This window comes from Nakamurella flavida, assembly GCF_030811475.1.
In the GTDB taxonomy this organism is placed as follows: Bacteria; Actinomycetota; Actinomycetes; order Mycobacteriales; family Nakamurellaceae; genus Nakamurella; species Nakamurella flavida.
This window is the reverse complement of sequence record NZ_JAUSQV010000001.1, coordinates 747925-760527: the sequence shown is the minus strand read 5'-3', so window position 1 is coordinate 760527 and position 12603 is coordinate 747925. Positions and strand designations below refer to the sequence as shown.

The 12603-nt window shown below is 72.0% G+C and carries 7 protein-coding genes; all 7 read left to right on the top strand.

The features are described 5' to 3' along the window. Positions 1–84: 84 nt before the first annotated feature. The 7 genes from trpC (at position 85) to pyk (ending at position 12597) form a co-directional block, all read left to right on the top strand. Positions 85–894: an indole-3-glycerol phosphate synthase TrpC gene (trpC, locus tag J2S58_RS03345; protein ID WP_205255612.1), complete on the top strand. Its 810-nt coding sequence runs from the start codon at positions 85–87 to the stop codon at positions 892–894. Between the two features lie 187 nt (positions 895–1081). Further along, entirely contained in the window at positions 1082–2458 is a 1377-nt protein-coding gene (trpB, locus tag J2S58_RS03340; protein WP_370881849.1) for a tryptophan synthase subunit beta, read from the top strand. A 146-nt stretch (positions 2459–2604) separates the two neighbouring features. Then, positions 2605–3408, top strand: a complete 804-nt coding sequence (gene trpA / locus J2S58_RS03335; RefSeq protein ID WP_205256041.1) for a tryptophan synthase subunit alpha — start codon at positions 2605–2607, stop codon at positions 3406–3408. Beyond that, positions 3405–4532 (top strand): prolipoprotein diacylglyceryl transferase, encoded by a 1128-nt coding sequence (lgt, locus tag J2S58_RS03330; RefSeq protein WP_306826336.1) that lies wholly within the window; start codon positions 3405–3407, stop codon positions 4530–4532. Before trpA ends, lgt begins: the two co-directional genes overlap by 4 nt. A 466-nt stretch (positions 4533–4998) precedes the next feature. Next, positions 4999–9573: a glutamate synthase large subunit gene (gene gltB / locus J2S58_RS03325; protein ID WP_205255613.1), complete on the top strand. Its 4575-nt coding sequence runs from the start codon at positions 4999–5001 to the stop codon at positions 9571–9573. Next, positions 9566–11017 (top strand): glutamate synthase subunit beta, encoded by a 1452-nt coding sequence (locus tag J2S58_RS03320; protein WP_205255614.1) that lies wholly within the window; start codon positions 9566–9568, stop codon positions 11015–11017. The genes gltB and J2S58_RS03320 overlap by 8 nt, the downstream gene beginning before the upstream one ends. Before the next feature lie 161 nt (positions 11018–11178). Then, complete coding sequence (pyk, locus tag J2S58_RS03315; RefSeq protein WP_205255615.1) at positions 11179–12597, top strand: pyruvate kinase; 1419 nt, start codon at positions 11179–11181, stop codon at positions 12595–12597. Positions 12598–12603 lie beyond the last annotated feature (6 nt).

The window sequence follows — 12603 nt, the reverse complement described above, 5'->3', positions numbered from 1 at the left end:
GAGACCGCGTCCAGCAAGCGGCGAGCTCCGATGGCGACGAATGCCCGGAGCCCCACCTGTGGCCCGGCACCGGGGGGTAAGCAGATGAACGTACTCGAGTCGATCATCGACGGGGTCCGTCAGGATCTGGCCGTGCGCGAGGCCGCGCTGTCGTTGGCCGAGGTCAAGGCCCGTGCGGCCGACGCCCCGTCCCCCCGGCGGGTGCTGGACGTGCTCCGCGAGCCCGGCGTGGGGGTCATCGCCGAGGTCAAGCGGTCCAGCCCGTCCAAGGGCGCCCTGGCCACCATCGCCGATCCGGCCGCGCTCGCCGCGCTCTACGCCGACGGCGGCGCGCGGGTCATCTCGGTCCTCACCGAGGAGCGCCGGTTCGGCGGCAGCCTCGCCGACCTGGACGCCGTCCGCGCCGCCGTCGACGTCCCGGTCCTGCGCAAGGACTTCGTGGTCAGCCCGTACCAGGTCCACGAGGCCCGGGCCCACGGCGCCGACCTCGTCCTGCTCATCGTGGCCGCCCTTGAGCAGAACGTGCTGCACGGCCTCCTCGAGCGCGTCGAGTCCCTGGGGATGACGGCGCTGGTCGAGGTGCACACCGAGGAGGAGCGCGACCGCGCGCTCGAGGCCGGGGCCAAGGTCATCGGCGTGAACGCACGGGATCTCAAGACCCTGCAGGTCGACCGGGCCGTCTTCGCCCGGATCGCCTCCAACCTCCCGAACGACGTCATCCGCATCGCCGAGTCCGGCGTGCGGGGACCGGCCGATCTGCTGGCCTACGCCGGAGCGGGCGCCGATGCCGTCCTCGTCGGCGAGGGGCTCGTGACCGCCGGTGATCCGCGGGCCGCGGTGGCCGACCTGGTGACCGCCGGATCCCATCCGTCCTGCCCCCGCCCGTCCCGCTGAGCCTGGCTGTCGGTCGGCTGAGGCATGATCGGCAGGCCGCCTCCCGCGGTGGCGCCGTCCCGTCCCGAGCACGTCTGGAGTGCCTGCTGTGGTGAGTCCCGCTGGGATCGACCGTCCGGTCGACCCGACCACACCCGTCCGGCCCGCGGGCGGTCCGTCCGCCGGCCGTGCCCCCCGTGCGGAGGGCCTGCCGCCCCGCGCCGACGGCCTGCCCCGTCACTCCGACGCCCTGGCCGGCACCGACCACGACCCGGACGAGCGCGGCTACTTCGGTGACTTCGGCGGCCGGTGGCTGCCCGAGGCGCTGGTCGGCGCTCTCGACGAGGTGGCCGAGGCCTACCGCAAGGCCCGCATCGATCCCGAGTTCCTGGCCGAGCTGGACCGGTTGGCCGAGACGTACGCCGGGCGCCCCAGCCCGCTGTCGGACGCCGCGCGGCTGACCGCCGAGGTCGGCGGGGCCCGCATCCTGCTCAAGCGGGAAGACCTGAACCACACCGGCAGCCACAAGATCAACAACGTGCTCGGGCAGGCCCTGCTCGCCCAGCGGATGGGCAAGACGAAGGTCATCGCCGAGACGGGCGCCGGCCAGCACGGCGTGGCCACCGCCACCGCCGCCGCCCTGCTCGGCCTGCAGTGCACCGTCTACATGGGGCGTGTCGACACCGAGCGCCAGGCCCTGAACGTCGCTCGCATGCGCCTGCTCGGCGCGGAGGTCGTCCCGGTGGACAACGGGTCGGCCACCCTCAAGGACGCCATCAACGAGGCGTTCCGCGACTGGGTGACCAACGTCGACCACACCTTCTACCTGTTCGGCACGGTCGGCGGGCCGCACCCGTTCCCGGTCATCGTGCGCGACTTCCAGCGGATCATCGGACTCGAGGCGCGGGTACAGGTGCAGCGGCTCACCGGCCGCCTGCCCGACGCCGTCGCCGCCTGCGTCGGCGGCGGCTCCAACGCCATCGGCATCTTCCACGCCTTCCTGGACGACCCGGACGTCCGCCTGGTCGGTCTCGAGGCCGGCGGCGACGGGGTGGAGACCGGCCGACACGCCTCCACCATCAGTGGCGGGACGGTCGGCGTCCTGCACGGGGCGCGGTCGTTCCTGCTGCAGAACGAGGACGGCCAGGTCGCCGAGTCGCACTCGATCTCCGCCGGCCTGGACTACCCGGGCGTCGGCCCCGAGCACTCGCACCTCGCCGACATCTCCCGCGCGGAGTACCGGCCGATCACCGACACCCAGGCCATGGACGCGTTCGCGCTGCTGTCCCGGACCGAGGGCATCATCCCGGCCATCGAGTCGGCCCACGCGGTCGCCGGCGGGGTGGCCCTGGCCCGCGAGATCGGCCCCGGCGGGATCGTGCTGATCAACGTCTCCGGTCGTGGCGACAAGGACATGGAGACGGCCCTGCGGTGGTTCGGTCTCGGTGACGACACCGCGGTCGACGGCACGGAGCGCGCCACCGAGGCGGCCGAGAAGGGTGCGGTGAACGCCCCCGACGGGCCACCGGCCGTGCGGCCGTCCGACTTCCCCGCCGCCCCCAGCGGCCAGGACATCCAGCTGTGACCGCCGCGGAGCCGGACGGCGCGCTGTCACCCAGCCCGCAGTGGACCTCGGCCGGTCTCGGACCGGTGGACCGGGTGGATCTCGCCGTCCCCGGCGCGACGGGGGCCGCCACTCCGGCGGCGCAGCCCCAGCAGCAGCTCGCCGACATGTTCGCCGCCACCCGCGCCGAGGGCCGGGCCGCGCTGGTCGGCTACCTGCCCGCCGGCTACCCGGACGCGGACACCTCCGTCGCGCTGTTCCGGGCGATGGTGGAGGGCGGCTGCGACCTGGTCGAGGTCGGCATGCCCTTCTCCGACCCGGTTCTCGACGGCCCGGTCATCCAAGACGCCCAGCAGGCCTCGTTGGCCGCCGGGTTCTCGGCCCGCAAGCTGATCACCCTGGTCGAGTCGGTCACCGCGGCCGGTGGTCGCGCCGTGGTCATGACCTACTTCAACCCCGTCATGGCCTACGGGGTCGACGCCTTCGCTCGTGATCTGGCGTCGGCCGGCGGCGCCGGGGTCATCACCCCCGATCTGATCGTCGACGAGGCCGGCCCCTGGCGGTCGGCGATGGACGCGGCCGGGCTGGCCCCGATCTTCCTCGTGGCCCCGTCCACCGGGCCGGAACGCATCGCCCTGACCGCGGGTGCCACCCGCGGCTTCCTGTACGCGGCGTCGACCATGGGCGTCACCGGCGCCCGGGACCAGGTGTCCTCGGCGGCCCCCGGTCTGGTCGCCCGCTGCCGTGAGCTCACCGACCTGCCCATCGGGGTCGGCCTCGGCGTCCGCACCGGACGGCAGGCGGCGGAGATCGCCTCCTACGCCGATGCCGTCATCGTGGGGTCGGCCTTCGTGTCGATAGCCAAGGCCGCGGACAACGGAGCCGTCGGGGCCGCGCGCGCGGTCGCCGCGCTCGCCGAGGAACTGGCCGACGGGGTGCGCACCCCCACCCCGGCCGGCGACGTGGCGTGAACGCCGTCCTCACCGGTATCCCGTCGCCACCGCAGGGGGTCTGGTACCTCGGCCCGCTGGCCATCCGCGCCTACGCGGTCTTCATCATCATCGGCATCGCGGTCGGCGTCTGGTGGGGCAACAAGCGATTCGTCGCCCGCGGTGGACGACCCGGTCGGGTCACCGACATCGCGGTGTTCATGGTGCCGTTCGGCATCGTGGGCGGTCGGATCTACCACGTCGTCACCGACAACCAGCTCTACTTCGGGCCCGGCCGCAACCCCTGGAACGCCCTCGCCATCTGGAACGGTGGCCTCGGCATCTGGGGGGCCATCGCCCTCGGCGCGGTCGGTGCCTGGATCGGCTGCCGGCGGTACAAGGTGTCGTTCCCGGCCTTCGCCGACGCCATCGCCCCCGGCATCGTCACCGCCCAGGCCATCGGCCGCCTCGGCAACTGGTTCAACCAGGAGCTGTTCGGCAGCCCGACCACCTTGCCCTGGGGGCTGGAGGTGTTCGTCCGCACCCCGGACGGGGTGCCCGGCGGTGTGCCCACCGGCGGGCTGTGCGAGTTCCCGACCGACTACGTCAAGGCGAACCCGGAGGTGCTCTGCGGGATCTACCAGCCGACCTTCCTGTACGAGCTGCTCTGGAACCTCGCGGTCGCCGCGATCATCGTCGCCCTCGACCGCCGGTACCGCCTCGGCGGCGGGCGGGTCTTCGCGCTCTACGTGGCCGGCTACACGCTGGGCCGCACCTGGATCGAGATGCTCCGCATCGACCCCGCCAACACCTTCCTCGGACTTCGGATCAACGTGTTCACCTCGGTGATCGTGTTCCTGTGCGCCGTGGTGTTCCTCGTCCTGCGCCGGCACGCCGGTCGGGAGGATCCGGCCCTGGTCCGCGGCCCCGGCCCGGACGACGGGGAGGACGCGGCGGCGACCGACGACGTTCCCCCGGCCGGCGACCGGCCGAGCGACGGCGGACGCGACACCGACGGCGGACGCGACACCGACGGAGATCGCGACACCGACGGGAATCCCACGGTCGACCGGGCCGTCCGCTCGGGTGGGTCGTCCCCGGCCCCCACCGGGACCCCGGCGTCGACCGGGACCACGGGGACGGACCGGGTCGACCCGACCCCCTGACCCGACCGGCCGACCGGCCCCCGCGGCCGGTCGGCGGATGCGACATCGCCGCCTCCGCCGTCGGCACCCGGCTCCACCCGGCAAGATCCACCGGCGGCGCCCCGGGGTCGCCCACCGGGGGTGTCCGGGGGCGTCGGGAAGGTGTCCGGACCGATACCGCCGGAGGTACGCCGCCGGTGCGAGGGTGCGGTAAATTCCCAGGTGGATTGGGCCATCGTCGTCCCGGTGATCACCTGTGCCCGACTGCGCTCCGCGCAGGCGACTACGGGGATCACGGGCGACACGGCGGTGATCCCGCACGGACGCCCTCACCCCTGCTCTGCAACGGATGCGGGGAAGGCCGACCACGTCGGCCCTCCGTGACCGGTCACACGACGGAACGGATGCGCCGCATCCCGCCCACACCCATCACTTCTCGCGTGTCGGTCGCCGTGGCGACCGCACCGCCGACGACGGGAGGCCTGCCGTGGAGTTCTCGGCGATGCCCGCCCCCCAGGGGCTGTACGACCCTGCACTCGAGAGCGATTCCTGCGGTGTCGCCGCGGTCGCGGACATCAAGGGGCGCCGGAGCCACAAGATCGTGGCCGACGGCGTGACCGCCCTGATCAACCTCGACCACCGCGGCGCCGCCGGGGCGGACCCGGCGGTCGGTGACGGCGCGGGCATCCTCATCCAGATCCCGGACGCCTTGCTGCGCGCCGTCGTCGACTTCCCCCTGCCCGTCGCCGACGATCCCCGGCACGGGGAGGCCTATGCCGTCGGCATCGCCTTCCTGCCCGCCGGGGAGACCGAGCGCGCCCGCGCGAAGGAGATCATCGCCGGCATCGCCCGCGACGAGAACCTCGAGCTGCTGGGCTGGCGCACCGTGCCCGCCGACGCGGTCGGCGCCGGCGTGGGACAGATGGCCCGGGACGTGATGCCGGCGTTCGAGCAGCTCTTCCTGGCCGCGCCGGCCCGCGAGGACGGCAGCCGTCCGGCCGGCATCGACCTGGACCGGCTCGTCTACCCGGCCCGCAAGCTCTTCCGCAAGGCCACCACCGAGGCCGGCGTGGGCACCTACTTCTGCTCGCTGTCCAGTCGCACCATGGTCTACAAGGGCATGCTCACCACCGAGCAGCTGCCGGCCTTCTTCGCCGATCTCACCGATGTGCGCACCGAGAGCGCCATCGCGATCGTGCACTCCCGGTTCTCCACGAACACCTTCCCGGCATGGCCGTTGGCGCACCCGTTCCGGTTCATCGCGCACAACGGCGAGATCAACACCGTCCGCGGCAACCGCAACCGGATGCGGGCCCGCGAGGCCCTGCTGGCCACCGATCTCATCCCGGGTGACCTCAAGCGGGTCTTCCCGGTCTGCAGCCCGGACGCCTCGGACTCGGCGACCTTCGACGAGGTGCTCGAGCTGCTGCACCTCGGCGGTCGCAGCCTGCCGCACGCGGTGATGATGATGATCCCGGAGGCCTGGGAGAACAACGTCGCCATGGACCCGGACATCCGGGCGTTCGCCGAGTTCCACGCCTCGGTCATCGAACCCTGGGACGGACCGGCCTGCGTGACCTTCACCGACGGCACGCTGCTCGGCGCGGTGCTGGACCGCAACGGTCTGCGGCCCGGGCGCTGGTGGCTGACCACCGACGACACGGTGGTGCTGGCCTCCGAAGCAGGGGTCCTGTCCATCCCGCCGGAGAAGATCGTCGAGCGCGGCCGGCTGCAGCCGGGTCGGATGTTCCTGGTCGACACCGACCAGGGCCGGATCCTGGTCGACGGTGAGATCAAGAGCGGCTTGGCCCACGAGAACCCGTACGCCGAGTGGGTCTCGGCCGGGCTGCTGCGGCTCAGCGAGCTGCCCAGCCGCGAGTACGTGGTCACCCCGCACGCCGAGGTGCTGCGTCGCCAGCAGATCTTCGGGTACACCGAGGAGGAGCTGCGCGTCCTCGTCGCGCCGATGGCGCAGACGGGGGCCGAGGGCGTCGGGTCGATGGGCACCGACACCCCCGAGGCTGCGCTGTCCGAGCGTCCGCGGATGCTCTTCGACTACTTCACCCAGCTGTTCGCCCAGGTGACCAACCCGCCGTTGGATGCGATCCGGGAATCCGTCGTGACGTCCCTGTCCAGCGTGATCGGGCCGGAGCAGAACCTGCTCAAGCCCGGCCCGGCCTCCTGTCGGCAGATCGTGCTGCCACTGCCGGTCATCGACAACATCGACCTGGCCAAGCTGGTCGGCATCAACGACGACGGCAACCTGCCCGGGTTCGCCGGCGTCAAGATCCCGGGTCTGTACCGGGTGGCGGGCGGCGCCGCGGCCCTGGCCGAGGCGATCGAGGAGTGCCGCCGGGCCGCCGACGCGGCCATCGCCGACGGCGCCCGCATCCTGGTGCTCTCCGACCGGTTCTCCGACGAGGAGAGCGCGCCGATCCCGTCCCTGCTGCTGACCTCCGCCGTGCACCAGCACCTGGTCCGGCAGAAGTCGCGGACCAAGGTCGCCCTGGTCGTGGAGGCCGGGGACGCGCGCGAGGTGCACCACATCGCCCTGCTCCTCGGCTACGGCGCCGGTGCCGTGAACCCGTACCTGGCCATCCGGTCCGCGGCCGATCTGTCCCACCAGGGGCTGCTCGGTGACGTCGACCCCCGCACCGCCATCCACAACCTGGTGTACGCCCTGAGCAAGGGCGTGCTCAAGGTGATGTCCAAGATGGGCATCTCCACCGTGGGCTCGTACCGCGGCGCGCAGATCTTCGCCTGCTTCGGGCTGAACCAGGCGATCCTGGACGAGTACTTCACCGGCACGACGACGCGCACCGGCGGGACCGATCTCGAGGTCATCGCCTCGGACGTCGCGAGCCGGCACGCCGTCGCCTTCGTCCCCAACCCCACGGCGCTGGTGCACCGCGGGCTCGAGGTCGGCGGGCAGTACCAGTGGCGCCGCGAGGGTGAGATCCACCTGTTCAACCCGGAGACGGTCTACCTGCTGCAGCACGCCACCCGCTCCAAGCAGGAGTCGGTGTTCCAGCGGTACACCGACAAGGTGGACGAGCTGGCCCGCCAGGGCGGCACGCTGCGCGGGCTGTTCACCCTGCGCACGGACGCGTCCACCGCCGTCCCGATCGAGGAGGTCGAGCCGGCCACCGAGATCGTCAAGCGCTTCGTCACCGGGGCGATGTCCTACGGGTCGATCTCGGCCGAGGCCCACCAGGACCTCGCCATCGCGATGAACCGCCTCGGCGGCAAGTCGAACACCGGCGAGGGCGGCGAGGACGTCGACCGGCTCCTCGACCCGAAGCGTCGTTCGGCCATCAAGCAGGTCGCCTCCGGCCGCTTCGGGGTGACCAGCGCCTATCTGGTGAACGCCGCGGAGATCCAGATCAAGATGGCCCAGGGGGCCAAGCCGGGCGAGGGCGGTCAGCTGCCGGGGCACAAGGTGTACCCGTGGATCGCCGAGACCCGGCACGCCACCCCGGGTGTCGGTCTGATCTCCCCGCCGCCGCACCACGACATCTACTCGATCGAGGATCTCAAGCAGCTGATCCACGACGTCCGCAACGCCAACCCGGCCGCGGCCGTGTCGGTGAAGCTGGTCTCCGAGCCCGGGGTGGGCACGGTCGCCGCCGGGGTCACCAAGGCGCACGCCGACAAGGTCATCGTGGCCGGCAACGACGGCGGGACCGGCGCGGCCGCGCTGACCTCGCTCAAGCACTGCGGGCAGCCGTGGGAGCTCGGGCTGGCCGAGACCCAGCAGACGCTGCGGCTCAACCAGCTCCGCGCCCAGGTCCGGGTGCAGGTCGACGGTGGGCTCAAGACCGGCCGCGACGTGGTGGTCGCCGCGCTGCTGGGGGCCGAGGAGTTCGGCTTCTCGACGGCGCCGCTGATCGTGGCGGGCTGCATCATGATGCGGGTCTGCCACCTGGACACCTGTCCGGTCGGCATCGCCACCCAGAACCCGGTGCTGCGCGAGCGTTACACCGGGACCCCGGAGTTCGTCGAGACGTTCTTCCTGTACCTGGCCGAGCAGGTCCGCGGTTACCTGGCCGAGCTGGGGTTCCGGACCATCGACGAGGCCGTCGGGCAGGCGCAGCGGCTCGACGTCTCCACCGCGGTCGCCCACCACCGGGCCCGGGGGCTCGACCTGGCCCCGCTGCTGGAGATCCCCGCGATCGACAGCCCGCTCTACAGCACCCATCCGGCCCGGCACGATCTTTCCGCCACGCTGGACGCGCGGCTCGTCGAGCAGGCCGCGCACACCCTGGAGACGGGGGAGCCGGTGCGCATCTCCTCGCCCATCCGCAACGTGGACCGCACGGCCGGCACCATGCTCGGTTCGGAGGTCACCCGTCGGTTCGGTCCGGAGGGGCTGCCGGAGCACACCATCGCCATCGACCTACTCGGGACGGCCGGACAATCGCTGGGGGCATTCCTGCCGCGCGGGGTGTCCATCACCCTCACCGGTGACGCCAACGACTACATCGGCAAGGGGCTCTCCGGCGGGCGCATCGTCGTCCGGCCGGAGGAGAACTCCCCGGCGCAGGCCGAGGGGGCCAAGATCCAGGTCATCGGCGGCAACACGGTCGGCTACGGCGCCACCTCGGGGGAGATGTTCCTGCGGGGGCGGGTCGGCGAGCGCTTCGCCGTCCGCAACTCCGGGGCACTGATGGTCACCGAGGGCTCCGGCGACCACGCCTGCGAGTACATGACCGGCGGTCGCGTGGTCATCCTGGGCCGCACCGGTCGCAACGTCGGCGCCGGGATGAGCGGCGGCATCGCCTACCTGCTCGACGCCGACCCCGCCAAGGTCAACGGCGAGCTCGTCGACCTGGAGGAGCTGGCGCAGGACGAGGTGATCTGGCTGGGCGAGGTCGTCACCGCACACCTCGACCTGACCGGTTCACGGGTCGCCCGCGACCTGCTCGCCAACTGGCCGCTGTCCGCGCAGCGGTTCTCCCGGGTCATGCCCCGGGACTACCGACGCGTCCTGTCCGTGATGGCCGAGGCCGCAGAGCGCGGTCTCGACGCCAACGAGATGATCATGGAGTCCGCGCGTGGCTGATCCCACCGGCTTTCTCAAGCACGGCCGGCACACCCCGGCCCGGCGTCCGGTCGACCTGCGTCTGCGGGACTACCGCGAGGTCTACGAGCCCTTCTCCGAGCAGGACACCCGTATCCAGGCCGCGCGCTGCATGGACTGTGGGATCCCGTTCTGCCACAACGGATGTCCGCTGGGGAACCTCATCCCGGAGTGGAACGACCTGGTGCGCACCGACCGGTGGGCCGAGGCGGCCGAGCGGCTGCACGCCACGAACAACTTCCCGGAGTTCACCGGGCGGTTGTGCCCGGCGCCGTGCGAGGCGTCCTGCGTCCTGGCCATCGGTGACGACGCGGTGGCCATCAAGCTGGTCGAGCAGGAGATCGCCGATCGCTCCATCGCCGACGGCGGCCTGGCGCCCCGGCCGGCGCAGGTCCGCACCGGCCGCAGTGTGGCCGTGGTGGGCTCCGGGCCGGCCGGTCTGGCCGCCGCTCAGCAGTTGGCCCGGGCCGGTCACGACGTGACGGTCTACGAGCGGGACGCACGCATCGGCGGCCTCATGCGCTACGGCATCCCCGAGTTCAAGATGGACCGCGAGGTGCTGGACCGGCGCCTGGAGCAGATGGTCGGCGAGGGTGTCACCTTCGTCGCCGGGGTGTCCGTGGGGACCGACTTCACCCTGGACGAGCTGCGGGCCCGGTTCGACGCCGTGGTGCTGGCCACCGGGGCGACCGTGCCGCGCGAACTGGAGATCGAGGGTCGTCACCTCGACGGCATCCATCTGGCGATGGACTACCTGACCCAGCAGAACCAGGTGCTCGAGGGCACCCGGGACGCGGTGGACATCACCGCGCAGGGCAAGAAGGTCGTGATCATCGGCGGCGGTGACACCGGCGCCGACTGCTACGGCACGGCCCTGCGCCAGGGCGCCGAGTCGGTCACCCAGCTCGACATCCACATCCGTCCGCCGGAGACCCGCCACTCCTCGACGCCGTGGCCCACCTACCCGCTGATGCTGCGCACGTCGGCGGCCCACGAGGAGGGCGGCGAGCGCATCTTCGGCGTCAACTCGACGACGTTCGAGGGTCGGGACGGGCACGTCACCGGACTGCACCTGCTGTCCGGCCGGCGCATCCCGGGCGGGTTCGAGCCGACCCCCGGTTCGGACGCGCACCTGGAGGCCGATCTGGTCCTCATCGCACTGGGCTTCACCGGCCCGGAGCAGGAGGGCCTGCTCGACCAGCTCGGGGTCGGCATGACCTCCCGGGGATGGATCGACCGGGACGCCCAGTACATGACCTCGGTCCCCGGGGTCTTCGTCGCCGGGGACGCCGGGCGCGGGCAGAGCCTCATCGTCTGGGCCATCGCCGAGGGCCGTTCGGCCGCGGCCGGGGTGGACGCCTACCTGGCCGGGGGGTCCTCGTTCCTGCCCGACCCGGTGCACCCCACGGCCGTCGCCCTCCGCTGACCTCCCGCATAAACGATTCATCCGCACCGGCGTGTCCCTCGGGACACGCCGGTGTGGTCGTTCCGGGGCCGGCGGCAGCGTTCCGGGGCCGTTCCACGGTCCATCGCGGCCGACTGTGACCCGGGTGTCAGAATCGGTTCAGACCCCGCTACGCTCGGGGCATGGATCGCCGCGCGAAAATCGTCTGCACACTGGGACCCGCCACCTCCTCCCTGGAGGCGATCACCTCGTTGATCGAGGCCGGGATGAACGTGGCTCGGATGAACTTCAGCCACGGGGACTACAAGGACCACCAGGCGGTGCACGGCCACGTCCGCGCCGCCGCCGAACGCCTGGGCAAGACCGTCGGCATTCTCGCCGACCTGCAGGGCCCGAAGATCCGCCTCGGTCGCTTCACCGACGGCCCCCACCTGTGGGCCACCGGCGACGTCGTCACCATCACGGTGGACGACATCGAGGGCACCAAGGACCGGGTCTCCACCACCTACAAGGGTCTGGCCACCGACGCCCGTCCGGGCGACCGCCTGCTCATCGACGACGGCAAGGTCGGCCTCGTCGTGCTCGAGGTCAAGGGCACCGACGTGGTCTGCTCGGTCACCGAGGGCGGCCCCGTCTCCAACAACAAGGGCATCTCGCTGCCCGGCATGAACGTCTCGGTGCCGGCCATGTCCGAGAAGGACATCGAGGACCTGAAGTTCGCCCTCGAGCTGGGCGTCGACTTCATCGCGCTGTCCTTCGTGCGTTCGCCGGAGGACGTGACGCTGGTCCACCACGTCATGGACGAGGTGGGCGCGAACCGCGTGCCGGTCATCGCCAAGATCGAGAAGCCCGAGGCCGTGGCCAACCTGCACGCCATCGTGCTGGCCTTCGACGGCATCATGGTCGCCCGTGGCGACCTGGGCGTCGAGCTGCCGCTGGAGCAGGTGCCGCTGGTGCAGAAGCGCGCGGTGCAGATCGCCCGCGAGAACGCCAAGCCGGTCATCGTGGCGACCCAGATGCTCGAGTCGATGATCGAGCACTCCCGCCCGACCCGCGCCGAGGCCTCCGACGTCGCCAACGCCGTGCTCGACGGCGCGGACGCGGTGATGCTCTCCGGGGAGACCTCGGTCGGCAAGTTCCCGTTCGTCACCGTGGCGACGATGGCCCGCATCATCGAGGCCGTCGAGTCCGAGTCCGTGATGGCCCCGCCGCTGACCCACACCCCGCGCACCCGCGGTGGCGTGCTGTCCTTCGCGGCGCGCGACATCGGCGAGCGGGTCGGCGCGAAGGCGCTCGTCGCCTTCACCTATTCCGGCGACACCATCCGTCGCCTGTCCCGGCTGCACACCCGGCTCCCCGTGCTCGCCTTCACCCCGCTGGCCTCGGTGCGCAACCAGCTCTCGCTCACCTGGGGCACCCAGACCTTCGAGGTCGCCTCGGTGGAGACCACCGACGAGATGGTCAGCCTGGTCGACCAGGCCATGCTGCGGGCCCCCGGGTACGAGCACGGCGACACGGTCGTCATCGTGGCCGGCGCGCCGCCGAACACGCCCGGCTCGACCAACCTGATCCGGGTGCACCGCCTCGGGTACGACGACTGAGCCGGT